We start from the raw sequence: 25,139 nt of genomic DNA on the forward strand, positions 1-25,139 counted from the left end.
TTAAAAATCAAACGTTAAACGGGTGCGTATACCCCATTCAGATACATTTGGGTTATCTAAATAGTTAAATCGCTTAACCAAATCTAAACGTATAAATTTAAAAATATTTTCAATACCTACACTACCCTCAACATAAGGGGTTTTACCAAGTGCATAAGTTATAGGCGCGCCATTGGCATCCACCGGAAACTGGTAAAGGTTAGGGTGAAGAGATGGATCATTCTCGCTTCTGATACCGCCATAAAGCGCCTTGAATGATACAACCTCGCGCCATTTTAGTTTTTTAAGCAGCGGGATCTTGTTAAAGAAGAAACCATAAAAATGCTGATCGATATTGATAGCCTGGTAATGATCGCTCACAAACTCCAAAAAGTTCATCAGGTTGTATGATTCAATATCGTAAGCATAACTCTGGTTGGCCCTGTGTATGTTCAGCAGGGGATAAGGTACCTGCCCGAATATGCGCCCGGCCTCAACCGATACATCGGCATAACCGAATACCGAAAGGTAAAAGTGCTTATCTATACGGCCAAATATCCTGTTGTAATTGTATTCGCCGTTGAAAAGATCTTTCACGCCGCGAGTATAGTTAAAATAAAAGATAGGATACTTGGTTGGCACCGTTCTGCGAAACATTTTACCTTGATAATACAATTCGTGCGGTGCGTAGCGCAAAGTAGCCGATAGCTCGGTAGTAGTGAGATCTTTATCGGTAGTAAGGGTATTATTTATAAAATTGTTGAAATATAATGACCCGGCAGGCTCCTGTGTCCACTTCGTAAAGCCCAGGTTAACCGAAAAACGGTTCTTAAACTCGTGTACATAATCAAGCTTGTAATAATCATTATACAGGTACTTGTCGTTATTACCCCGCTTAAATGATAGCAGGAAGTTGTCCTCGCGCACAAAATCGAGCACTAAACCGGGTATCTTGGTATCGCGCTGAAAGCTTGCCCTTATAAAATGCTGCGGGAATTTATAGATGGATTTATTATTAAGTGAGAACGTACCGCTTAAAAAATACTTCCAGCGTTCATCCTTAAAACCATAAGCCGCGTAAGTTTCAAAGTAAACCCGCGTGCTCAATTCAGGCGTGGTACGGCCGCCCAAACGCAGCCTGAAACCTTCTACCGGGTTAAAGCTGTAAAATGAGTTAGCAGGGCCCATCTCAAATTTACCGAAGCCTTTGTAGCCAAATACCAGTAACGAAGCAATATCAGATAAGCGCCTGTAAGACGGCATGTGGGTAAGGCTGTCGATGTTTTTGTAAACCTTTGATTCGGCCGTGGTAAGCGTATCCAGTCGGTTCTCCGTCCAAAAACGCTCGTCGCGGTTTTTTACCTCGTCGTTTTGTTCAACGGCATCGCCCCGGTAGGTACTGTCGGGCCGTGGCGAACCAACCGCGTAGTTTTTAAAGGTGAGCGTTCGTATACCAAACAAACCACCATTGCTTTTTTTGTTGAAACCAAAATCGGCAAGTGTGCTGCTTTTACTCAGGTGATAACGGCCATCGGGGTTTTGCTCAAAATCCAGATCAACCCGCATCGATTTAACGAAGTTAAGGTTGATGTTGCGGTTCAAATATAAAACGGCACGCTGCACGGCGTAGTTACCATCGGTAGTGATATACATTTTGCCTTCAAAAAGCATATCTGTAGTGTTGCGAGGCGTAAAGCTTAGCTCCACCAGTTTGCTGTTATTTTCGGTAGTAACGGTATCGGTAATAAAGAATTTGTAAAATGTTGGGGCCGGGCCCGATATAGGACTAAGCCACTGGTTGGTAAGTAAAAATATATTGGTATCGTATATATTTACTTCGGCGTACATGTGCTTAAAGTACTGGCCCATACCATCGTTATCAATAAACGACCCGAAGTTTACACCGCGTTCGCCCAGTACAATGGTCTTCTCCCTTTTAGGATCTTTACGGTAATAGTACTGCGATATCTTTTCGTTCAAATAAAACGGCAACAGCGTTTTGCCCGGTACGGTGGTACTATCGCGGTTCTCGATAATGAACTTATACTTACGGAAGAATTTCTTTTCGGACAGTTTATCGGATACGTTGAGGAACGAAAACTGCATTTTATCGTACATTTTGTACTCCACAAACGGGTAGCTTTCGGGCTGGTTCTTCTCCTTATTTTCAATAACCTTGCGGATGAGCTCAACTGCAGGATTGTTCTTGTTGCTGTATTTTGCACGTTTGGCACCCTTTATAGATACCTCGTCAAGTTCCTGTGCCTCGGCTACAAGGCGAACATTAACCGTTTGTTCGATGCCCGGCTTAATATTTAAAGTGGCTGATTTATAGCCAACAAATGAAACCTGTATAGCAGTTTGCGGTTTGGTAGAGCGGATGGTGAATTTACCCTCGTTACCGGTACTTACACCAATGGTGCTGCCGGTAAACGAAACCGATACATAAGATATGCTTTTGTGGGTGCGGGCATCGGTAACTATGCCGTTAACAACCGTGTTTTGAGCAAACAGTATGGATGAAGTGAGTAGGAATAGGGGGAATAAAAGTAATTTTTTCAACAAGATTTTACAGTCCATTTATATGATTGAGCGTTACGCGAAAACAAACTTTTTTTGGAGGAAATAATTATACCCTATACCCACCACCAACGACACAATTATTTTTGATATATATTTATCTAAACCACCAAAGTGTGTAGCTAAAAAAACGCCTCCGTTGTTCAATATCAAATTACCTATCCAAACCACTATGTACTTAATAATTTGTGTAGGCGCATTCTTTTTTTTACCATCAAAAACCCAAAACCGGCCTAAAGCGAAGTTGGCAACGCCGCCCATAACCGTACCCGTAAAGTTTGAATAAAGGTACCACACATGGAAAACCTCATTACATACCACGGTGGTCAGATAGTCAATTACTGATGCTATTAACGAAGATGCCTGGGCTTTTATAAACGTAGCCATAATATAAACTATATTCCTAAATCATTAAATAGCAATTCATTAATATTATTTGCCGGCGTACTTCATTTACCAGGCCTGTAAGGCAATTGTTGTTTTAGCTTTGTTATATTGACGTAAAAAACAGCAAAAAGTTACTTACTATAAATAATTTTTAATTGGCGCGAAAGTACGCAAAAAAGCCCGGTTATTTATAACAATAACCGGGCTTTACAATTTATAGTTTTAACTATTGTTCGCTTTCAACAAGTTCTTCGTAATAGTCAAGTCCTAAGTGGGTTATCAAATCTTCGCCCATCAGGTAACGCAAAGTGTTTTGCAGTTTTATCAGTTGTTTGAAAATATCATTCTCGGCCGGTAAACCAGGTGCGGTTTGCGGCGATTTTAAGTAGAATGATAACCACTCCTGTACGCCGCTCATGTTAGCGCGTTTAGCGAAATCGCTAAATAAAGCTAAGTCAAGCGCGATAGGCGCAGCTAAGATTGAGTCGCGGCAAAGGAAGTTGATCTTAATTTGCATAGGGTAACCCATCCAACCGAAGATATCGATGTTATCCCAGCTTTCTTTGTTATCGCCATGAGGAGGGTAGTAGTTGATACGGATCTTGTGGTAAATCTCACCGTACAATTCAGGATTGCTTTCCGGTTTTAAAATATCTTCCAGTACACCTAATTTTGATACTTCTTTGGTTTTAAAGTTATCCGGATCATCCAATACCAAACCATCGCGGTTGCCCAAAATGTTGGTAGAGAACCAGCCTCTAACACCCAAAGCACGAGCCTCGAAGCCCGGAGCCAAAATGGTTTTCATTAAGGTTTGACCGGTTTTGAAATCTTTACCCGCAATCGGCGTATGAGTTTCTTTAGCTAATTCAATAAGTGCAGGAATATCTACAGTTAAGTTAGGCGCGCCGTTAGCGAAAGGAATACCTAATTTTAACGCTGCGTAAGCATAAAGCATACTTGGTGCAATTTGCTTATCATCATTTTTTAAGCCTTGCTCAAATTTTTCAAGTGAGCTGTGTACGTCAGATGCTTCAAAGTAAACTTCGGTTGAACCGCACCATACCAATACAACGCGATCAAGACCATTTTTTTCTTTAAAGTTGGTGATGTCCTCAATTAATTGCTGGGCCAGTTCATAACGGGTTCCTTCTTTAACGTGGGTACCATCAAGGTTTTTAGCGTAGTTTTTATCAAACGCGGCTTTCATAGGCACAATGGCCTGTAATTCTTCTTTTACAGCTTCAATGTGATGTTGCTCTAATACACGCGCGTGGCTCGCAGCCTCGTATACGTTATCGGCGTAAACATCCCATCCGCCCCAAACAATATCATTAAGATTAGCCAATGGCACAAAATCTTTGATTTTAGGGTTACGGTTTTCAGTTCTTTTACCTAAACGGATATTGCCCAATTGAGTAAGAGAGCCGATAGGTTGTGAGATGCCTTTTTTTACAGCTTCAACACCGGCAATCAGTGTGGTTGCTACGGCGCCGAGGCCAGGAAGTAAAATTCCTAATTTACCTTCAGCAGGTTTAATGTTGCTTTTCATTCTTCTTCTTCTGTTAATTATATAATATGGTTTAGAGCCACTTATTAGCTTTATACCAATTAAGCGTTTCTGTTAAGCCGGCATGCAGGTCATAGTGCGGGGTAAAACCAAGGTCGTGTTTTGCCTCCTCTATATCGCAATACCAGTTAGCAGCAGTAAGTTCATTAAGTTTCTCAATATTCAGTGCCGAAGCCTTATTGCTCAAAGAACTAACTTTTTCGGCAATACCGGCTATCACTTTTACAAAGTTTACAGGCAGATGAAATTTGTAGGTACGCAAATTTAACACACTTTTTGTTATATCTCCTAACGCGTATTTATCATAAAAATTTCCGTCGGCTATGATATAAGTTTTTTTATTACCTGCGTATAAGGCTTTTATGCTGGCCTTCGCCAAATCTGTTACATAAATAAAGCTCAGCTTTTGCGCTTTTGAGCCAATATAAGGTTCAATGCCCTTAACAACCTGTTTAAAAAAAATAAATATATCCTTATCACGCGGGCCATAAACCGCCGTTGGGCGTAGTATGGTATAGTTTAAGGTTTTAAATACTTTAAGGCGTTCTTCGGCTGCCAGTTTGCTGCGGCCATAAGCAGTTACCGGGTTTGGTGTAGTGTTATCTTTTATTATACCATCAAGGCTATGCAAAGGGCCTACGGCGGCAAGGCTGCTGATCAGCACCAGCTTTTTCACGCCCGAATCGGCAGCAGCTGCGGCTAAATTGGCCGTATTGCCGGCGTTTATAAGGTCGTATTCACGCTGCGAACGCGCTTTGGTAACACCCGCGGCATGTATAATATAATCGAACTTCTCATTTTTCAGCGTTTCGGTCAATGCCTCGCGATCGCTGAAATCCGGGTAGATATATTGAATATCAAACTCTTTAAGGTGGTCTATCTTACTGCTTTTACGTACAGCGGCGCACACCTCTAAGTTGTTCTTTAAAGCTTCATTAACAAGATGATACCCTACAAAGCCGCTTGCACCGGTTATTAAAACCCGCTCCTTCATATATTTTTTTCGTAGATACGGTATGTTTTGTACTGATTGCCGCCTATGGCTTCAATAGCACGGTTTACCATCTCATTGTGTTCAAGTGTCCAGCTGGCCTCGGCGTAATCGAGGTTTTTGCGGCGGTATTCTTTAATAATGCTGCCATACAAACAAGCTTCAATCCCCATTTTACGGTAGCCATCTATTACACCAAGCAGCATAATGCGTATGCCACGTATCTTCTTTTTATTGAATAATAATTTGAAGATACCGGTAGGCAATAAGCGGCCTCTTTTAATGGTGCGCAATATTTGGTTTACATCGGGTACGGCTACGCCAAAACCTACTATTTTACCATCCTGCTCGGCCAAAAAGGCAAAGTCGGGGTCTAATATCATTTTCAGATCCTTTGCTATGTAATCAAACTCATCATTCGTCATCGGGAAGAAACCAAGGTTTTTATCCCAGGCATGGTTATACACCTCGCGCAGCGCGGCAACTTCCTGTTTGAAATTTTTAAGGTTGATTTTGCGGATGATGATATTGCTGCGCGTTAAACGCTGTTGCAGCTTATCGAGCAAGGTAAGCGATTTATCGTTATAATGCTGGCCTTTCCAGCTGTAAGCAAAAAGATCAACCTGTTTGGTTAAGCCGTATTTCTCCACCAACTCAATATAGTATGGCGGGTTATAGGTCATCAACACTACAGGCGGACTATCGAAACCTTTGATCAATAAGCCTGCTGTTTCGTTGGTTGATGGATTTGCCGGGCCAACCAGTTTGGTAGCGCCTCTTTCCTTTACCCAATCGGTAGCCGCGTCGAAAAGCATTTTGGCGGTTTCCCAATCGTTAATACAATCAAAAAAGCCAAAAAAGCCATCGGTAACATTATTGAAGCTGTTATGGTTGTTGTTAAATATAGCGGCTATACGGCCAACTATTTTATCGCCATCATACGCCAAAAACAGTTGCAGAGATGAGTGCTTGAAAAAGGGGTGGGTGTCAGTTAAAATGTCCCTTTGGGCGATAAATAGTTCAGGGACATAGTTAGGATCGTTCTTATACAGATCGTGCGGGAAATCAATAAAAGCCGCGAGTTCTTTTTTCGATTTAACCGAAACTAATTGTTTCATTATGGTATAATGATGTTTATGTAGTGGTACAATTAAATAGAGCACCGTTGTCGCGGTGCTCTATTTAATTTATATTCTTTCTTTGATGGTGGTAACTCCCACCTCTTTGAAGGCTTTCGATATTTTTTCAACAGCTTCGTCTATCTGGTCAAAAGTATGTGTGGCCATTAACGAGAAGCGGAGTAAAGATGAATCAGAAGGTACAGCAGGTGATACAACCGGGTTAACGAATATACCATCGTTTTGCAGCTGGTTGGTTACCAGGAAAGTTTTATCGTTATCACGTATGTAGATAGGCAATATCGGGCTTTCTGACGCGCCAATATCAAAACCTTCTTCTGTAAATAATTTAGTAGCGTAGTTGGTGTTCTCCCAAAGCTTGGCAATACGCTCAGGCTCTGATTCGATAATATCTAACGCGGCAATTACGCTGGCTACAGAGCCCGGGGTCATGCTCGCGCTGAACATTAATGAACGTGCACGGTGTTTAAGGTAATCAATAGTATCATGATCGCTGGCGATGAAACCACCTAATGATGCCAGTGATTTACTGAATGTGCTCATGATCAGATCTACCTCGCCGGTTAGGCCGAAGTGTGACGCTGTACCCGAACCATTTTCGCCGATAACGCCTAAACTATGCGCGTCGTCAACCATAATGTTGGCACCGTACTCATCGGCAAGTTTCACAATTTCAGGTAACTTAACAATGTCACCTTCCATGCTGAAAATACCGTCAACCACAATTACCTTAACTGCTTCCTCTGGCAGCAAGCTAAGCTTGCGCTGAAGATCAGCCATATCATTGTGCGCGTATTTTATAACTTTTGAAAAAGAAAGACGGCTGCCATCTATTAAAGAAGCGTGGTCATACTCGTCAAGTATCAAATAATCGTTACGGCCTGTAATGCACGACAGTACCCCCAGGTTCACCTGGAAGCCGGTACTAAATAAAACCGCGGCTTCTTTACCTACATAGGTAGCCAGCTTGTTTTCTAATTCGATATGTATGTCAAGTGTACCGTTTAAAAAACGAGAACCTGCACAGCCTGTACCATATTTATCAATTGCTCTTTTGGATGCTTCTTTGATCTTAGGATGGTTGGTTAACCCCAAATAGGAGTTTGACCCGAACATGAGTACGCGTTTATTATTAATAATAACTTCAGTATCCTGTCCTGATTCGATTGGTCTGAAAAACGGATACAGACCTTTCTCCCTGATCATATTTGCATCCTGGAACTGAGCAATCTTTTGGTGTAGCTTTTTACCCATGTATTAACCCTGCTTAAATTTTTTGTAAAAATAGTATGAATAAATAATATATAACGATGTCGAGTGTAAATTTTTTATCACCCTCCAAAAAATTACCATATTCATTCTAACCTGCAAATTAATCAAATTTTTTATTTAATCAGTGTCAAATTTTTTCATTTCGCTATAAAAAAGATTAATAATCGGGTGTTTAGTAACAGGTAACACAACCTTTACGTAAAAATTTTGTTGTGTGTAAAAAGTAAGTCATATTAATAACATATTAGCAAACAATCGCTTAAATATTACAAAGTATTTAGAATTATTGAGCGTAGTTTTGCTGCTTATAAAAATCTACTATATCTGTTTATATGAAAAAAATTCCACTATTGATATCCTGTTTCAACCTGTTATCAATAACCGTTTTTGCCCAAATCAGAACAGATAGCTTGCCCGAAACCGTAAATTTAAACCAGGCCATTGATTTCGCGCTGCGCAATCAACCTGTGGTAAGGCAGGCTTCTATCGATGAGCAAATCAACGAACGCGATATTCGTATTGGTTTGGCAGGGTGGCTTCCCCAGGTTACCGGTACAGGCAATGTACAACATTATTTTAAAGGTAGCCCGGTTGCGGGTGCTGCCGGCGGCGGTTTGCCGGGTGGTACCACTGGTGATATCAGTAACCTTTCTACTTTAGGTTTACAGGCCAATCAGGTATTATATAATAATGACGTATTCCTGGCTGCGCGTGCTGCCCGTTATTCGAGGCAATATTATAAAGAGAATGTGGTAAGCAGCCAGATTAATGTAGTGGCCGATGTAAGCAAGGCCTTTTTTGATGTATTGCTCTCTCAAAAACAACTCAACATTACCAACGAAGATATTATACGCCTGCAACGCAGCTTAAAAGATGCCAGCAGCCGCTACCAGGCCGGTGTATCTGATAAAACAGATTACAAACAGGCTACTATTGCGCTCAATAATTCAAAGGTTACCCGTAAACAAACAGAAGAAGCTATAAAAAGCAAACTGGCTTATTTAAAGCAAATTATGGGTGTGAGCAAGGTAGGTGATTTAACCTTGGCTTATGATTCGAGCCGTTATGAGCAGGCCGCTTTAATAGATACCAACCAAACGCTCGACGTTAATAACCGTATCGAGTACCGTTTGCTGCAAAGCACCAAATCATTACGTAACCTTAATGTAAATTACTACAAGTGGGGCTTTTTGCCATCGTTATCGGCATTTGCCAACTACAACTTAATATACGCCAATAAAAATCTGTCAAACCTGTATACCAATACATTCCCTAACGGTTACGTAGGGCTATCGTTAAGTATACCAATATTTACGGGTACAAGGCGTTTGCAAAACTTAAGCAAAGCCCGCTTGCAGGAAGACAGGGTTGATCTCGACATAATCAATACCAAAAACTCGCTGAATACGGAGTATGTGCAGGCTTTGGCCAACTACAAAACAAACTATACGGCCTGGCAATTGGTAAAAGAAAACGTAGAACTGGCTAAAGACGTATACAATGTGGTAAGCCTGCAATACCGCGAAGGTGTTAAAACCTACCTGGATGTGATTGTATCGCAAGCCGATTTGCGTACCGCGCAGCTTAACTATTATAACGCGTTATTTCAACTATTATCAAGTAAGATAGATTTTCAAAAATCATTAGGAACCCTTACACCTCAACAAAACTAAACTACCGAATATGAAACACAATTATATATATTGGCTGGCTCCAATCATCATCCTAACATGGTCAGCATGCGGTAATAAACAGCCGCAGGCAGGTCCGCCACCTGCTACCCCGGTAAACGTAACCGAGGCAAAAAAGGCCGAATCAGTTTATTACGACAGTTACCAGGGTATTGTGGTGGCACTTAACAATGTTGAGCTGCGCAGCCAGGTGCCGGGTTTTATAACAGGCATCTTCTTTAAAGAGGGTGAGGTAGTACAAAAAGGTAAAGCGCTATACGAAATTGACCGCCGTAAATATCTTGCTGCTTATCAGCAGGCACAAGCCAATGTATTAAGTGCGAAAGCCAATTTGGTAAAAGCGCAAAAAGATATCGACCGCTATAATATGTTGTTGAAGAACGACGCGATTGCCCGCCAAACGGTTGATCAGGCATTGGCGGCTTTTGAAACCAGTAAAGGCCAGGTTGCCGTAGCCGTGGCAGCGCTTGAATCTGCCCGTACCGATCTTTCTTACGCTACCATTACCGCGCCTTTTACAGGCCGTATAGGTATATCGCAGGTTAGGTTAGGTTCGCAGGTATCATCAGGTACTACCTTACTAAATACCATATCAACCGAAAACCCTATAGGTATTGATGTTGTGATCAACGAGCAGGATATTGAACGTTTTTACAAACTGCAAAGCAGCACCAACGATACTACCTTTAAACTAAAACTGTCTGACGGCAGCATGTATAATAAGCCGGGTAAAATTGTAGCTATTGATAGGGGAGTTAACAACCAAACCGGTAGTATTAAGGTAAGGGTGCAATTTACCAATGATAAAGATGTGCTGCGCGATGGTATGAGCGGTGTGTTACAAGTACTGAACAACCAATCGGGCGACCGTATCCTGATTCCGTACAAATCAGTAACCGAGCAAATGGGTGAGTTTTTTGTGTTTACCGCTAAAGATACCATTGCCTTGCAGAAAAAGGTAGTGCTTGGCCCACGTATACAGGATAAGGTAATTGTAATGGATGGTTTAGAAGTTGGCGACAAGGTGATCACCGAAGGTTTCCAGCGTTTACGCGACAGCGGTAAGATCACTTTAGGTCCGCCGCCGGGACAAGCTGCACCTGAAATGAAAAAGGGCGCGGGTAAATAACCAAGCGTTCCTGCCTTATATCTACCCATTAAAATTGTACTTGCGGGTGTATGTTTTATGCCCGTTTAAAATATAAAAAAGAATGATTGCAGAAACCTTTATACGAAGACCGGTTACCGCTATTGTTATATCATTAGTGATTGTAATAGTAGGTACACTCGCCATTATGAGTCTTCCGATAGGCCAGTATCCTGAAATTACACCCCCTACGGTACAAGTTACCGGTACATACACGGGTGCCGATGCACTCACGGTGGAGCAAACTGTTGCTACACCGGTAGAGGTACAGGTAAACGGTACCCCGGGCATGACCTATTTGCAAAGTAATAGTACCGGTAACGGTGCTATGAGCATGACGGTTAACTTTGAAATTGGTACCGATATTAATATTGCCGCGCTCGATGTGCAAAACCGTGTAGGTATAGCCCTGCCAACCTTGCCGCAGGAAGTACAGCGTTTAGGTATGATCGTACGTAAACGTAACCCGAGTATTTTGATGCTTGTGGCCATGTTTTCACCAAAAGGATCGCACGATGTAACCTTTGTAGATAACTATACCAACGTATTTATTAAAGATGCGCTTTTGCGTACCAAAGGTGTGGGGGACGTATTTACCCGTGCCGATGACTTTAGTATGCGTATCTGGCTTAAGCCGGATAAACTGGCTGCCTTAGGCATGACCGCCGCCGACGTTACCGCTGCCTTACAGGAGCAAAACGCGCAGGTAGCCGCGGGTACAGTAGGTTCAACCCCGCAAATGACCGGGCAAACGTTTGAATATACCGTACTGGTAAAAGGTCGTTTAACCCAGGCATCGGAGTTTGAAAACATAGTAGTAAGAACACAGCCTAACAATGGCGCTATAGTGCATTTAAAAGATGTGGCCCGTGTGCAGTTAGGTAAATTCAACTACGCCGGTAACTCATTTGTTGATGGTAAACGTGCTTCGTACCTGTTAATATACCAGGCGCCCGGCAGTAACGCTATTGAAACTGCCGACGCGGTTACCGCTACGATGGAAGATTTGAAAAAGACCTTCCCTAATGATATTTCTTACGTAGTACCTTTCGAATCGGTAACTGTGGTAAAGGTATCTTTGGATGAGGTGGTAGAAACCCTGGTTATCGCGCTTGCGCTGGTAATTATAGTGGTATTCCTCTTCCTGCAAAACTGGCGTACAACGCTTATCCCGGTACTGGCTATCCCGGTATCTATTATTGGTACGTTCATCTTCTTTATACCGCTCGGCTTTACTATTAATACGCTTACCATGTTCGGTTTCGTACTGGCTATCGGTATTGTGGTGGATGATGCCATTGTGGTGGTAGAGGCCGTGCAGCACTACATGGATGAAAAGGGCATGTCGCCGAAGGATGCAACCCTGCATGCCATGCGCGATATCTCGGCCCCGGTAATTGCCATTGCCCTTATTTTGGGCGCGGTATTCGTACCGGTTGGTTTTATACCGGGTATTGTTGGTCGTTTGTATCAGCAGTTCGCTATTACCATCGCTATATCGGTATTGATATCGGCATTTGTGGCGCTTTCATTAACGCCGGCATTGTGCGTACTGATATTACGTCCGCATAAGATAGACGAAAGCTCAAAAGGCCTTGATAAATTCTTCTTTAAGTTTAACAGCTGGTTTGATAGGGTAACCCATAAATACCGTAACACGGTTGATAAGGGTATCAAACATTCCAAGTTTGTAATTATTATACTGGTATGTATCATTATAGGTACGGTATTACTCTTCAGGGCTAAGCCATCAGGATTTATTCCGCTGGAGGATGAAGGCCGTGTGTTCGTTACTTATGATTTGCCGGAAGGTTCATCAACCGAAAGAACCGTTGCCGTATTGCACGAAATGATGAAAGTGCTGGACAGCGTACCTGCTATTAATCACTACGCGGCATTGGGTGGTTTGAACGCGGTTAACTTTGCAACAAAATCAAACAGTGCTACCATATTCGTTCAGCTTAAAAAATGGGAAGAACGTACTAAGGAAGAAGATAAACTGCAAGGCGTTATCGCTACCCTGCAAAAAAAGCTGGCACGCTTTAAAGAGGCCAGTGTGGTAGTTATCTCACCTCCGGCAATTCCGGGTTTGGGTAACACCGGTGGTTTCTCGTTCATTTTACAGGAAAGAGAAGCAGGTGGCGATATTAAAACCTTTGAGAAAACACTGCAAACCTTCCTGGCTGCTGTAAACCAGCGACCGGAAATTGCACGCGCGTTCTCGTTCTTCACGGCTCGTACACCGGCTTACCAGTTGACCATTGACCGTGAAAAAGCTAAAAAATTAGGCGTGCAGATCAATGATATCAACACTGCCCTGCAAACCTACATGGGTAGCTCGTACATTAACGACTTTACCGTGTATGGCCGTAACTTTAGGGTAGTAGCCCAGGCCGATACTAACTATCGTACCAATATCCAAAACATCGGGCAGTATTTTGTGCGTAACTCATCGGGCAGCATGGTGCCTTTAAGCACGCTTACCAGTTATAAGGTAATCGAAAACGCGCCGCTCATTTCTCACTACAACCTGTTCCGTTCTGCCGAGATCAACGGTGGTACCAAGCCGGGTTACAGTAGTGGTGATGCTATCAACGCGTTGAAAGAAGTAGCCGCTCAAACTTTACCGCAAGGCTATGGTTACGAGTTCTCGGGCTTAAGCCGTGAGGAGTTGTTATCGGGTTCAAAAACCATTTACATCTTCGCGTTGTCAATCGGTTTCGTGTTCCTGTTCCTTGCCGCCTTGTACGAAAGCTGGTCGGTGCCGTTCTCGGTACTGTTGGCAGTGCCGCTGGGGGCGTTTGGTGCAATCTTGTGCCTGTACTTCTTCCCAAGTTTAACCAATAACGTTTACGCGCAAATAGGTTTGATAACGCTCATAGGTTTGGCGGCCAAGAACGCCATCCTGATTGTAGAGTTTGCCAAGGAGCGTGTTGATTTGGGGGTTGACCTCGAAGACGCGACGCTTGAAGCGGTACGACTACGTTTAAGGCCGATCATCATGACGTCGATGGCATTTATATTGGGTATCTTACCTTTATTGTTCTCATCAGGCGCTGGTGCTGAAGCCCGTAAAACAATCGGCTTTACAGTATTCGGGGGGATGGTCGCGGCAACATCGCTGGCTATATTTATAGTGCCGGTATTGTTCTACATTATTACCAAGTTTGCCTACGGCGAAGAGAAACTGGCCGAATTAAAGGCTAATCACAAGCCAGATCCGGATCACGATCCGCAAGCGTAATTTACGCGATACATATAAGCAGAATGGCCCGGTTTACCGGGCTTTTTTGCTTTAGTGCAGTTTATAATATACACTTTGATAATACAGTGTTGACATGGTTTTAATACACTTTGTCAGCCTGACAGGACATATTGTTTTTAATAATATATGATACATACTATATCATATTATGAAATTTAAGCTGATATGCGCTAATATTAAACGACTGAATAACAATTTGAAAGATATTTCAATTATGAAATATTTCGTCATATTTCATGTTGCGGCTTCCGTCATACAAATATCACAACACACTAAGCAGGCCTTGTTGGCAGAGTATTTGTAAAGGTTGACATGAAAATCTAAATGATTATTTACAAAAACACACAACAATGAAAACAATGACTAAAATTGTAGCTACAGCCCTTACAGCAGTTGCTATCTTTATCGGAACTACTAATGTACAAGCACAAACTAATGATAAAAGCGCATGGCGTTTAGGTTTCGGTTTAGAAGGCGGTATTCCAACAGGTAAAATAAAAGACTATACAAGTTTCCAATTAGGTGGTACTGCCCGTTTACAATACGGTTTGGCTGATAACTTAGCCCTTACTTTAACATCAGGTTACTACAACTTTTTTGGTAAAGATGTAACCCAATCAGGTGTAACTTTTAAAAATGATGACATCGGTATCATCCCGGTAAAATTGGGTATCAAATCGTTCTTTACCGATAACCTGTACTTTGGTGCAGAGGCCGGTGCCGGTTTTGCTACTAACGAAGGTAACAACACTAAATTAATATTAGCGCCAACTTTGGGTTGGGCCGATAAATCATGGGATGTAGGCGTTAAATACGAAAACTTCTCAGGTCAGAGTAATAACTTTGGTACTATCGGTTTACGTTTAGCTTACGGCTTCTCGTTGTAATCAACAGTACTTTAAAAGCAAAAAGGCCCGCAATTCGCGGGCCTTTCTGCCTTATATAAGGTTTTGCTTAGCTTAATTTGCCTAAAGCTTCTTTTATTCTTCTTACAGCCTCAATCAGTTTTTCTTCTGATGCCGCGTATGATAAACGGAAAGAAGTTTTATCGCCGAATGAATCGCCGCCTACTGTGGCAACATGGCCTTCTTCAAGCAGGTAAATGCTCAGTTCATCAGCATCGTTAATGGTTTTGCCATTATAGCTTTTACCGAAGAACGAAGTTACATCAGGGAAGAAGTAGAACGCGCCATCGGGCAGGTTAACTTTTACACCGTCAATATCTTTTAACAGGTTGTACACAATGTCGCGGCGTTTTCTGAATTGCTCGCGCATTTGGTGTACGCTCTCTAAACCGCCTTCGTAAGCGGCAACACCGGCACGTTGGGTAATTGAGCAGGTACCTGAAGTGATCTGACCTTGCATTTTATCGCAGGCAGCCGCAATTTCTTTGTTTGATGCCGTGTAACCAATTCTCCAACCAGTCATGGCATAAGATTTTGAGAAACCATTGATCACTACCACACGGTCCTTAATGCTGTCAAACTGGGCGATTGATTCGTGCTTGTCAACAAAGTTGATGTGCTCGTAAATCTCGTCAGACAGGATATAGATTTGCGGATGCTTTTCGAAAACCTTTACCAGTGACTCCAGCTCTTCTTTAGTGTAAACGCTGCCTGTAGGGTTACATGGCGACGAGAACATGAACAGTTTTGATTTCGGGGTAATGGCAGCTTCCAGTTGCTCGGCAGTAATTTTAAAGTTTTGCTCAACGGTAGTGTTAATGAAAACGCTGTTACCTTCGGCAAGTTTTACTACTTCAGAGTACGAAACCCAGTAAGGGGTAGGGATAATTACCTCTTCGCCAGGGTTAACCAAACATAAAACCGCGTTAGCGATAGCCTGTTTAGCACCGGTTGATACTACGATCTGGCTAATGTCGTAATCAAGGTTGTTCTCGTCCTTAAGTTTCTTCACTATAGCTTTACGCAGATCCGGGTAACCGGCTACGGGTGTATAATAGGTAAAGTTTTCATCCATCGCCTTCTTAGCGGCATCCTTAATATGTTCAGGGGTATGAAAATCAGGCTCACCAAAGCTAAGGCTTATCACATCAACACCTTTAGCAGCAAGCTCACGGCCCATTTTGGCCATTTTAATGGTTTGTGATTCCGACAGGTTATTTATCCTGTTACTTAATGTACTCATATTATTTGTGTTATCGCGGCAAATATAGAAAATAAGTTTACTGCTACTTACTGATGTTATTTTTTAAATTTGAACTCTAAATTCGGAACGCTTTGAGGGAACAGAAAAGAATCATTTTAATTTCGCTGATAACGGGTGCTGTGCTGATGTTTGCGAAGTTTATTGCCTACTTTTTAACAGCCTCAAACTTTGTACTTACCGATGCTGCCGAAAGCATTGTGAATGTGGTAGCCAGTTCGTTCGCGTTCTTCAGCATTTATCTTTCTTCGCTTCCGCGCGATGAAAACCACCCTTATGGGCACGGTAAGGTAGAGTTCTTTTCGGTATTTATCGAAGGCGCGCTCATCGGCATTGCCGGTATCATGATCATCATAAAATCAACCTATAGCATATTTCACCCAACCGCTATTCACGATCTTTTATTGGGTGCCACTATTATTGGTATCACCGGGTTGATCAATGGCGCCTTGGGGTATTACATGATACGAAAAGGTAAAGAGCTTCGCTCTATAACAGTTGAGGCCGATGGGCACCACCTGCTTACCGATACCGTTACAAGCATAGGCCTGGTGGTAGGCTTATTATTGATTCATTTTACTAAGATACTTTGGCTGGATAGCGCGCTTTCTATCGCTGTTGGCTTATATATCGTATTCACAGGTTATAAACTGGTACGCCGTTCGGTTGGCGGATTGATGGATGAAACCGATTTTCAGCTGGTAAACAACCTGCTGAAAGTACTAAGCGATAAACGTAAGGACGAATGGATAGATATTCATAACCTGCGTGCGCAAAAGTATGGTAATGAGCTACATATCGATTGCCATTTGACCCTGCCAAATTATTTCGACCTGATACGGGTGCACGAGGAGGTTTCTTTGGTGGATAAGATGATCAACAGCGAAGCCGGCATTAAAACCGAGTTATTTATACACACCGACCCTTGCCTGCCCGACTGCTGCCACTATTGCAGTATGCCCAATTGCCCCATACGCTCGGAGCCTAAGCGTATTGAGATAGAATGGACCTTGGATAAGGTAATGCCTAATAAAAAGCACTTCGAATAACCATGAGCAAAATAAATTTACGGGTTTACGGCTTGCTGATCAACAGCGATAACGAATTGCTGATAAGCGATGAGCAGGAGTACGGTATGAGGTTCAGCAAATTCCCGGGTGGGGGATTAGAGTATGGTGAGGGCTTGATAGACGGCCTTAAGCGTGAGTTTATGGAAGAATGTAATATGGAAGTGGAGATATTAAGCCATTTTTACACTACTGATTTCTTTATTAAATCGGCCTTTGCCAATCACATAGATACGCAACTGATCAGCGTGTATTACCTCGTAAAGAATGTTGATCCGTTTAACCTGGTAATGAAAACCACGGCATTTGATTTTGATGGAGAGGGCGAAGCGTTGCAAGCTTTCCGCTGGAAAAAAATCAGTGAACTGCAACCCGCTGATGTTACCTTTCCGATAGACCAGCACGTGGTTAAACTGTTAAAAACACAATATGAATTTAGCTGAAAGAGATTTAAAAGTTATATGGCATCCTTATACGCAAATGCAAACCGCCAAGCCACCTGTACCCATAGTACGCGGCGAGGGCGCTTGTTTGTACGGTGAGGATGGCAAAAAATATATCGACGCGGTATCGTCGTGGTGGGTAAATATACATGGTCACGCTAACCCTTACATAGCTCAAAAAGTTGCCGAGCAATTGCTGAAACTGGAGCATGTGATCTTCGCCGGGTTTACGCACCCCGCGGCTGTTGAACTGGCCGAGCGACTGCTGGCCATATTGCCCGCTAACCAGGCAAAAGCCTTTTACTCCGATAACGGCTCTACCGCCATTGAAGTAGCCATTAAAATGTGCCTGCAATACTGGAGCAACCAGGATAAACCACGCACAAAGATGCTGGCCTTTAAAAATGCCTATCATGGTGATACTTTTGGTGCCATGTCGGTAAGCGGGCGCAGCGCTTTCACGGCTGCTTTTGATAGTTTGTTGTTTGAGGTGGAGTTTATCGATCTGCCAAATGAAGATAATATTGGCAATCTCAAATCTCACATCTCCAATCTCAAATCTGACCTCGCTTGCTTTATTTTTGAGCCATTGGTGCAGGGTTCAGCAGGGATGATCATGTACGAGGCTAAATATTTAGATGAACTGATGGCGCATTGCCGTGAGCAAGAAGTACTCACCATTGCTGATGAAGTATTTACCGGTTTCGGGCGTACAGGGAAACCGTTTGCCTGCGATCACCTAAACACCCAGCCGGATATCATGTGCTTTTCAAAAGGACTTACCGGCGGCACCATGGCCTTCGGTTTAACCACCTGCACGCAGGCCATATATGATGCCTTTTTAAGCGACGATAAGTTGAAGACCTTGTTCCACGGGCATTCTTACACTGCTAACCCGGTAGCCTGCGCGGCTGCTTTAGCCAGTTTAGATCTGTTTTTGGATAACGCTACCGCGGATAATATCAACAGGATAGTAGCTGCCCATACTCTGTTTGAAGAAAAGATAAAACATCACCCTAAAATAAAAGCCACCCGCCAAACCGGTACCATACTGGCTATGGAATGGGAAACGGGCGATAATACTTCGTACTTTAGTTCGCTGCGTGATAGGCTATACTATTACTTTTTGGATGCCGGAGTTGTACTGCGCCCGCTTGGCAATATTATCTACATTTTACCTCCTTATTGCATTAGCAACGACGAGCTAAACTATATTTACCGCAAAATTGAGGATGCCCTCGAAGAAATTTGATCCCTATGGAACTGAACACAATTTTACCAAACATAATTGCTGATAACCAATTACACGCCCGCTGGTTAAACACGCTTTCGCTGATGGAAAACACCGGCGCACGCAAAATATCTGCCAGTGAAGACCCGATAACGGTTACCTATATCATACTGAAACATGCCGCCGAAGAACACCGCCATGCTTTCTACCTCAAAAAACAAATAGAAAAAACAGGCAACGATTTATGTCCAACTTACGCTGCCGAATACCTGCTGGCACCGGCTTACAGTAAATATTATTTGAACCAGTTGGATGTAGAGGTTTGCCGTTATCTTAAAAAGGAACTTGGCCTTTCAGGAAAAGAATTACGTTTCGCTGCGTACCTGTTAGTTACTTACGCCATTGAAGTGCGTGCCGATGAACTATACCCGATTTACCAGGACGCGCTGGATGCCGTAGGCAGCAAAATAAATGTAAAATCGATCATATTGGAAGAAGAAGGCCACCTCGAAGAAATGATCAACCAACTTCAGCACTTCTCACCCGACTGGCAACTCCACGCCAGCAAAGCTGTAACCATAGAAACCAAACTGTTTGGCGACTGGGTAAATGCTTTGGGGAATGAGTTGAATTGAGTTGTAGGTTGTGTGTTGAAAGTTGTGGGTAGGAGGTTCCGGGTTTGAGATTTCAGGTTCCTGTTTTTAGTTCTTACGCTCTCGCGGGCTTGCAGCCCGTGAGTAAGCATGTTTGCAGCTTTCAGCTGCCGGATACCCGTTTCACCTTTGACAACTTTTTAAAAGTTGCCAAAGGTTGATCCTTGAAAATGCATTCTCCGCTGTCGCGAATTTAGCATAGCGTAACTCGTGACGTACGCATGGCGTAAGCTTTCAGCTTACATACTAAATACGCATATTGTATAGCGGCGGGACGCCGCGGGATAGTCGTCACTCGGCTGTAGCCGTAGCGACTGCGGAAGTGTAAAAGTTTGCATACCGATAGGCTAACTCACCCGATCTTCGCTTCGCTCGACCACCCTCTCTACTTCGTAAAGAGGGAATTTAAGAAGTATACTTTTACTGCGATTTTTTTACCCTCTTTTTCGCTTGCGAAAGAGAGGGTCGCCCAGCGAAGCGTAGGCGGGGTGAGTCAATCGCCAGTGCAAAAGCACAAACCTAACATACCCTAAAGAATGCGGCATCGTAAGGAACGGATAGCATAAGCCCTGCCACAGCACAACCCAAACATAGTTCCTTGCGCAGCCGCGACTTTTTTCTTTGGTGACTTTCTTTTTTGAGAGAAAAAAGAAAGTTACATCCACTAACGTTCAATAAAGCATAACCATTCCTAATGAAAAGCCAACCGAATAATAGATGTTTCGTACCTCAACATGACAGGGGGGTAGTAAGGCTGACAATCCACTTACAACTTCATATACTCCGTAAATATCTGCTGCATAAAAGCTTTGCCATATTGCAAAGTGCTATCAGTGAGTTGTTTATTTTGGTCTTTGTTCTGAATAAATATCACTTGCTGACCGCCGCTATCGTACGATACTACCTGGTTGGGTTGCATAAAGCCAAAACCGTTGTCCCAATCGAAAAACGCAAATGGTTTTGAATAGGGGTTCAGCAGGTTTTTCGACCATTTGAACTGGTTATGCGGCAGGTCAAGCTGAGCGAGCAGGGTAGTGGCAATATCGGTTTGGTTACCAAGTTTATTGATCCTTTTGCCACGGTATTCGGGTTTTATCACATCGCCAAAAAACAATAGCGGGATATGGTATTTTTCCGGCTCGAACGGGTCGGCGTTGTTGCGTGGTAAACGATGACCATGATCGGCCACTAAAATGAATAGCGTGTTTTTGTACCAGTCGTATTTTTTAGCCAGATCGAAATATTCTTTTAAACTGGCATCGGTATAATAGGCCGTGCTCCTGAATTTATTACTCAAATCATCCCCCGGAAAATGCGGCGGAACCGGCAACTCAAAAGGCTCGTGGTTGCTCAACGTTTGCACGTAAGAAAAGAAGGGTTGCTGCTGGCCTTTTAAAAACTTGATGTTCTTTTTCAGCACCACATCGTCATGCGCTCCCCATTTGGAGTTCATGTCTTTTTGCTCAAAGTTCTTCTTGTCTATCAGGTTATCTATTTTATGGCTTAACAGGTAAGCCTTAAAGTTCATAAACTCGCTTTCGCCGCCATAAAAATAGGAGGTAGGGTAGCCCAGTTTTTCAAATACGTTACTCAATGCAGGCAGGCGTTCCTGTTTGCCATTATCAACAACTATGGTACGGATGGCCTGCGATGGAAAAGCGCTCAGTATGGCTACAATGCCCTTATCGGTACGATCGCCGGCAGAGTACACACTATCAAACAATACCCCTTCACGGATGAAATTCTCAAAGTTTGGCGCATCACCCTTTTCACCGCCTAATGATTCAATTACGTCGGCCGTATAACTCTCCAGTTGGAAAATGACAATGTTCGGGCGGTTAGTGGTAAGTATGTGCGTGGTGCTGTCGCGCTCGACCTTATACATGCTGTTCACCAATGCCGTTGCCTCGCCCGGGTGCATAAAAACGTAGGGGTTGTATGGCGTTTTGAAATTTTCAACCGTATTATGCAGCAGGTTCCATTCGGTATTGAGGGCGCTTTGGTTAAGTATCTGCTTATCAGAAAAGTAGGCCATACTTTGGTTCATGGGGGCCACCTGTAAGCCGCCGCGTATCACCAGTACATTTAAGCCAACAAGCAAAAGCGCTAAAAATGGTTTTGCATATATGGAAACCTGTGGCTTTTTAAAGTTGTAATCTATAATTACATGCGATAATAAGATACCCGATGCCAGCAGGAACGCGCCGATAAGCAAGCTAAAGCCGATAGGCGATGAGCCGGTAGAGGCAACCGCTTCTGATGGTGAATGATAAAATGTATCAAATACCCTGAAAATGATCTTGGTACCCCATTCCCTAAAGATGTTGAGGTTAAGAATAGCGATCAGCGAGATGATGAATATGCAGAAGTATACGTAGATCCTTAAAAAAATGGGCTTGATGTAACCTCTCGGGATAAACCAGTTAATGATAAAAGCCAGCAGGGGAATAGCCGAAATATAAGCGGCGGTAGAAAAATCGATACGGACGCCGTAGAGGAAGCTTTGTATAATTTCGCTGACGGTAACGTTCTTGAACTTATCAATAAAATACAGTTCAAAGGTAGCCCGGGTTATTACCGAGAAGACTACCCAAAATATCAGGAAACGGACAAAAGTAATTAGGCTCTTTAACATTGAGGCGCAAAAATAGCGAATTACCTCAATGTTAAAAAGCCTTTATTAAATTGTTAATCAGTGATGACAGTAATTCTTAGTTACCGCCGCCACCCATAGCTTTAAGATCTGAAATGGTTACTTTTTCAAAGTCGGCCGGTATAGCGAATATGCCTGCCGGTACTTTATCGCCTGTAATTGATTTCAGGTTGATGTTAATGGCTTGTCCCATTTGTAAAGTAGTGAACTGAACCGGTATGCCACCTGCTTTTTTAAAGTGGGTGCTCATCATGTTGGTAGGGATAGTAATATCATTAGTTACCCAGGCATCGTAGTTGCTGCCGCTTTTGGTATCTTTTACAGTTACTTTTTTACATTTAAAACCATTGATCACTTTAGTTTCGGTTGTAGGGGTGAAAGTAAAATCAGGAGATTTTGATTTAAAATCTTCCAGTTCGGCAGGAGTAGCTATGGCTGCTTTTTTAATTGATGCAACAGGTACGTCAACCAATACCGCGAAGAAAGTGCCTTCGTTAGTGCCGATAAATTTAATATCTGCCGGGCCTTGCTGCATGCTGTACGCGCTGCTATCGCCTTTGAAATATGTTTTGGCATCAATAGTGCCCTGCGGCGACTCAATAGTATAGGTAATAACACCTTCTTTATACTCTTTTTGCGCACTTGCGCTCATTACAGTGGCGGTAAGCGCTAAGCCCAGAGCAGCCGAGAAAAATTTGATATTCATGGTCGTTGTTTAATTAATACAATGTAGGTTTTTTATACTTGTATAGCAATTATATTTTTCAATTAGATGGGGCTATAAATGATTTGTTACGCTTGAGCAGATAATATTTTACATGATGCGCTCGTGCCGCGTTTACCAATTCATTTATTAGTTTTTTCCCGTTATCGGCCGCTATAATAAGCATTTTGCAGCTATTGTTATGTAATAAAGAAGCAATGTCAATTTCAGGATTACCGCTGACGTAAACGTAATGGATATTTATATCGCTTGCAGGCAAGCGGTTAGCAGCAGATGTGAGTATTAAAATAGTCAATGATCGAAATCTTAGCAATCCACCGTTTTTGTAAACTAAGCTTGTTTTTACATTGCTATCGATATTTGCCAATGTTATAGTGGTTACCTTGCTGCTATCCAAATAAGGCTGTACCGAATATTGATAGCCTTTATCATCGGCCGGTATATCGGTAATTACTACGGCCTTGCTTCCCTGCCTTAACACGATGCCAGTATGCTTACGCAGATTAAAAAAAGCCACATCACTGCTGCTGTAAGCACGGTATTTTTTATAGCTGATACTGATGCAAAACAACAGAAGCAAACCAATGCCGGTTTTTAACAGCTTGCTGTTTTTATTGTAGATGAAATAAAAGCCTGTGATAATGATGGCATACAGCAACAAATATTCGGCAGTGGTAAGCCACACTTTGCTGATGCCGGCAAAAGGTGCATGCTCTACAAAAGCCAGCACGCGGTTCATCAGTAGTATTAATTGCTCGGTGATGTAAGCCAGCCACTTGCTGATCAGCCAATGCTCGGGCAGTAACAGGCAGGCAATCCCGGTATACATAATGGCCGCCGAAGGTATGAGGATGAACAGGTTGCTGAATAAAAAGTAAACCGGTATTTGATGGAAATAATAAGCGCTTAGCGGAAAGGTGATCACCTGCGCGGCTATGGATACCGAGCATAACAGCCACAACTTATCCAGCCATTTATTTTTTACGGGTATCCATTTATAAATAACAGGTTGCAGCACAATTAAACCGGCAACGGCAAGGTAGGAGAGTTGAAAGCCTACATCGGTAATTAAAAAAGGATCGGACAGTAAAAGCGCGAAAGCCGAAAAACCCAGCAAGTTGAGCGTATTGATATACCTGCTATAAGTTTTACCCGCCACAATGAGAGACAGCATTACCGCTGCCCTGCACACTGGCGGCGAAAACCCGGTGAGTAAAGCATAGTACCACACCAGTGCGATGATGATACATGCGCGTATCAAACGCCCATGTTTATATCTATCTAAAAACGATAACAGGAACCCCAAAACTAAATACACCAAACCCACGTGCGCACCCGAGACAGAGAGTACATGAATGGTACCCGTTTTTGAATAGGCCTGCAAAATATCGTTACTTAAATCGGCTTTGTAACCGAGTATGAGCGTAGATGCTACGGCCGCCGCATCCGGATTATGAATGTTGGCTTTTAGTTTTTGTACCAGTTGCTGCCTTAAACGCGAGGCGTAACTGATGATAGGATTGCCTTTATCTACATCAAGCACCCTATACTGGCCGGGGTACAGATAAGCCTGGTGATAGATGTTCTTATTGGCCAGGTACTTTTTGTAGTTGAACTCCGCCGGGTTAAATGGCGGGTCAACCTCGTTATATTTCGCGGGTATCAGCAATATATCGCCGTAATATAAGCTGCTTGCGGTGGTGTCTTTAATCGAGATCAGCAATTGCCCTACGGTGTTTTTTCGCTTATGGCCGTTTATACTTTGTATGACGGTGGCGGTGAATTTGTAGAGATCGTTTTTTAATACAGGTTCACTGTTTATCTTTACAATGATGCTACTGCCGGTATACTTAGAAAAGTGAAGTGGATCATTAACCTGTTTGCTGCGGATAGCGTTAAAAATGCCTGCCGATGTGAGGGTAAGCAAGATCAGCACACCGCCCAGCCAGCGCATTTTATAAATGCCCAGCTTTTTATAACCTAAATTAAGAATAATGAATATAGCCGAAAGTAATAAGAATACAATCCCAAACAACCATACCGGCGTGGCTGATAAACAGCCAATGCCAAAGGCGATACCCAGCAGGTAGGGGATCAGTAAAATTATAAACGGAATTTCGCCTTTATGACCGGCAATCATATCTATTAGCCCTGGTTTGGTTGCCGATAAAGATATGTTTT

The 25,139-nt window shown here is 42.8% G+C and carries 18 protein-coding genes; 8 read left to right on the forward strand and 10 right to left on the reverse strand.

The genetic code is table 11. From position 1 onward, the window contains the following. The 6 genes from AC07NA_RS23500 to spt all read right to left on the reverse strand — a co-directional run bounded on the left by AC07NA_RS23500 (position 1) and on the right by spt (position 7,900). Positions 1–2,559, reverse strand: a complete 2,559-nt coding sequence (locus AC07NA_RS23500) for a DUF5686 and carboxypeptidase-like regulatory domain-containing protein (protein ID WP_494900243.1) — start codon at positions 2,557–2,559, stop codon at positions 1–3. Between the two features lie 15 nt (positions 2,560–2,574). Next, the gene (locus AC07NA_RS23505) at positions 2,575–2,946 is read right to left on the reverse strand and encodes a GtrA family protein (RefSeq protein ID WP_345212949.1); all 372 of its coding nucleotides are present in this window, start codon (positions 2,944–2,946) and stop codon (positions 2,575–2,577) included. A 226-nt stretch (positions 2,947–3,172) separates the two neighbouring features. Continuing rightward, positions 3,173–4,498 (reverse strand): inositol-3-phosphate synthase, encoded by a 1,326-nt coding sequence (locus AC07NA_RS23510; protein ID WP_345212950.1) that lies wholly within the window; start codon positions 4,496–4,498, stop codon positions 3,173–3,175. 31 nt (positions 4,499–4,529) lie between these two features. Next, complete coding sequence (locus tag AC07NA_RS23515) at positions 4,530–5,510, reverse strand: NAD-dependent epimerase/dehydratase family protein (RefSeq protein ID WP_345212951.1); 981 nt, start codon at positions 5,508–5,510, stop codon at positions 4,530–4,532. Then, positions 5,507–6,625: a GNAT family N-acetyltransferase gene (locus AC07NA_RS23520; protein ID WP_494900246.1), complete on the reverse strand. Its 1,119-nt coding sequence runs from the start codon at positions 6,623–6,625 to the stop codon at positions 5,507–5,509. The genes AC07NA_RS23515 and AC07NA_RS23520 overlap by 4 nt, the downstream gene beginning before the upstream one ends. Positions 6,626–6,694: 69 nt before the next feature. Beyond that, positions 6,695–7,900: a serine palmitoyltransferase gene (gene spt / locus AC07NA_RS23525; protein WP_345212953.1), complete on the reverse strand. Its 1,206-nt coding sequence runs from the start codon at positions 7,898–7,900 to the stop codon at positions 6,695–6,697. Positions 7,901–8,250: 350 nt separating this feature from the next. Here spt and AC07NA_RS23530 point away from each other — a divergent pair, with 350 nt between their 5' ends. From AC07NA_RS23530 to AC07NA_RS23545, 4 genes are all read left to right on the forward strand, one after another. Then, positions 8,251–9,591: a TolC family protein gene (locus AC07NA_RS23530; protein WP_494900248.1), complete on the forward strand. Its 1,341-nt coding sequence runs from the start codon at positions 8,251–8,253 to the stop codon at positions 9,589–9,591. Positions 9,592–9,601: 10 nt separating this feature from the next. Next, positions 9,602–10,738 carry an efflux RND transporter periplasmic adaptor subunit gene (locus AC07NA_RS23535; RefSeq protein WP_494900250.1) on the forward strand — a complete coding sequence of 379 codons (1,137 nt, stop codon included), beginning with the start codon at positions 9,602–9,604 and terminating at the stop codon, positions 10,736–10,738. A gap of 82 nt (positions 10,739–10,820) precedes the next feature. Next, positions 10,821–14,000, forward strand: coding sequence for an efflux RND transporter permease subunit (locus tag AC07NA_RS23540; protein WP_494900252.1), 3,180 nt, complete (start codon positions 10,821–10,823; stop codon positions 13,998–14,000). 371 nt (positions 14,001–14,371) lie between these two features. Next, positions 14,372–14,908: a hypothetical protein gene (locus AC07NA_RS23545; protein WP_494900254.1), complete on the forward strand. Its 537-nt coding sequence runs from the start codon at positions 14,372–14,374 to the stop codon at positions 14,906–14,908. Positions 14,909–14,975: 67 nt separating this feature from the next. On the opposite strand, the gene AC07NA_RS23550 is transcribed toward AC07NA_RS23545, so the two are convergent. Then, positions 14,976–16,169: a pyridoxal phosphate-dependent aminotransferase gene (locus AC07NA_RS23550; RefSeq protein WP_494900256.1), complete on the reverse strand. Its 1,194-nt coding sequence runs from the start codon at positions 16,167–16,169 to the stop codon at positions 14,976–14,978. A 92-nt stretch (positions 16,170–16,261) separates the two neighbouring features. Here AC07NA_RS23550 and AC07NA_RS23555 point away from each other — a divergent pair, with 92 nt between their 5' ends. From AC07NA_RS23555 to AC07NA_RS23570, 4 genes are read left to right on the forward strand one after another with little or no spacing between them, the layout of a single operon-like run. Next, entirely contained in the window at positions 16,262–17,236 is a 975-nt protein-coding gene (locus AC07NA_RS23555) for a cation diffusion facilitator family transporter (RefSeq protein WP_494900258.1), read from the forward strand. Between the two features lie 2 nt (positions 17,237–17,238). Then, positions 17,239–17,697 carry an NUDIX domain-containing protein gene (locus AC07NA_RS23560; RefSeq protein WP_494900260.1) on the forward strand — a complete coding sequence of 153 codons (459 nt, stop codon included), beginning with the start codon at positions 17,239–17,241 and terminating at the stop codon, positions 17,695–17,697. After that, positions 17,684–18,949: an adenosylmethionine--8-amino-7-oxononanoate transaminase gene (gene bioA, locus AC07NA_RS23565; protein ID WP_494900262.1), complete on the forward strand. Its 1,266-nt coding sequence runs from the start codon at positions 17,684–17,686 to the stop codon at positions 18,947–18,949. The genes AC07NA_RS23560 and bioA overlap by 14 nt, the downstream gene beginning before the upstream one ends. Before the next feature lie 5 nt (positions 18,950–18,954). Then, on the forward strand, positions 18,955–19,563 hold the full coding sequence (locus AC07NA_RS23570; protein WP_494900263.1) for a hypothetical protein: 609 nt from the start codon (positions 18,955–18,957) through the stop codon (positions 19,561–19,563). 784 nt (positions 19,564–20,347) lie between these two features. Here AC07NA_RS23570 and AC07NA_RS23575 read toward each other — a convergent pair. The 3 genes from AC07NA_RS23575 to AC07NA_RS23585 form a co-directional block, all read right to left on the reverse strand. Further along, entirely contained in the window at positions 20,348–22,216 is a 1,869-nt protein-coding gene (locus AC07NA_RS23575; protein ID WP_494900265.1) for an LTA synthase family protein, read from the reverse strand. Between the two features lie 76 nt (positions 22,217–22,292). Further along, a complete protein-coding gene (locus AC07NA_RS23580) occupies positions 22,293–22,940 on the reverse strand; it encodes a DUF4412 domain-containing protein (protein WP_345212964.1) in 648 nt (215 codons plus the stop codon). A gap of 58 nt (positions 22,941–22,998) precedes the next feature. Further along, positions 22,999–25,098 (reverse strand): ComEC/Rec2 family competence protein, encoded by a 2,100-nt coding sequence (locus AC07NA_RS23585; protein WP_494900268.1) that lies wholly within the window; start codon positions 25,096–25,098, stop codon positions 22,999–23,001. Between the last annotated feature and the right edge of the window lie 41 nt (positions 25,099–25,139).

The organism is Mucilaginibacter sp. GW821-FHT07G05 (assembly GCF_059418565.1).

Coding starts and splice junctions, on each gene's coding strand:
- AC07NA_RS23500 (WP_494900243.1), bottom strand. CDS start 2,559: ATGGACTGTAAAATCTTGTTGAAAAAATTACTTTTATTCCCCCTATTC.
- AC07NA_RS23505 (WP_345212949.1), bottom strand. CDS start 2,946: ATGGCTACGTTTATAAAAGCCCAGGCATCTTCGTTAATAGCATCAGTA.
- AC07NA_RS23510 (WP_345212950.1), bottom strand. CDS start 4,498: ATGAAAAGCAACATTAAACCTGCTGAAGGTAAATTAGGAATTTTACTT.
- AC07NA_RS23515 (WP_345212951.1), bottom strand. CDS start 5,510: ATGAAGGAGCGGGTTTTAATAACCGGTGCAAGCGGCTTTGTAGGGTAT.
- AC07NA_RS23520 (WP_494900246.1), bottom strand. CDS start 6,625: ATGAAACAATTAGTTTCGGTTAAATCGAAAAAAGAACTCGCGGCTTTT.
- spt (WP_345212953.1), bottom strand. CDS start 7,900: ATGGGTAAAAAGCTACACCAAAAGATTGCTCAGTTCCAGGATGCAAAT.
- AC07NA_RS23530 (WP_494900248.1), top strand. CDS start 8,251: ATGAAAAAAATTCCACTATTGATATCCTGTTTCAACCTGTTATCAATA.
- AC07NA_RS23535 (WP_494900250.1), top strand. CDS start 9,602: ATGAAACACAATTATATATATTGGCTGGCTCCAATCATCATCCTAACA.
- AC07NA_RS23540 (WP_494900252.1), top strand. CDS start 10,821: ATGATTGCAGAAACCTTTATACGAAGACCGGTTACCGCTATTGTTATA.
- AC07NA_RS23545 (WP_494900254.1), top strand. CDS start 14,372: ATGAAAACAATGACTAAAATTGTAGCTACAGCCCTTACAGCAGTTGCT.
- AC07NA_RS23550 (WP_494900256.1), bottom strand. CDS start 16,169: ATGAGTACATTAAGTAACAGGATAAATAACCTGTCGGAATCACAAACC.
- AC07NA_RS23560 (WP_494900260.1), top strand. CDS start 17,239: ATGAGCAAAATAAATTTACGGGTTTACGGCTTGCTGATCAACAGCGAT.
- bioA (WP_494900262.1), top strand. CDS start 17,684: ATGAATTTAGCTGAAAGAGATTTAAAAGTTATATGGCATCCTTATACG.
- AC07NA_RS23570 (WP_494900263.1), top strand. CDS start 18,955: ATGGAACTGAACACAATTTTACCAAACATAATTGCTGATAACCAATTA.
- AC07NA_RS23575 (WP_494900265.1), bottom strand. CDS start 22,216: ATGTTAAAGAGCCTAATTACTTTTGTCCGTTTCCTGATATTTTGGGTA.
- AC07NA_RS23580 (WP_345212964.1), bottom strand. CDS start 22,940: ATGAATATCAAATTTTTCTCGGCTGCTCTGGGCTTAGCGCTTACCGCC.
- AC07NA_RS23585 (WP_494900268.1), bottom strand. CDS start 25,098: ATGATTGCCGGTCATAAAGGCGAAATTCCGTTTATAATTTTACTGATC.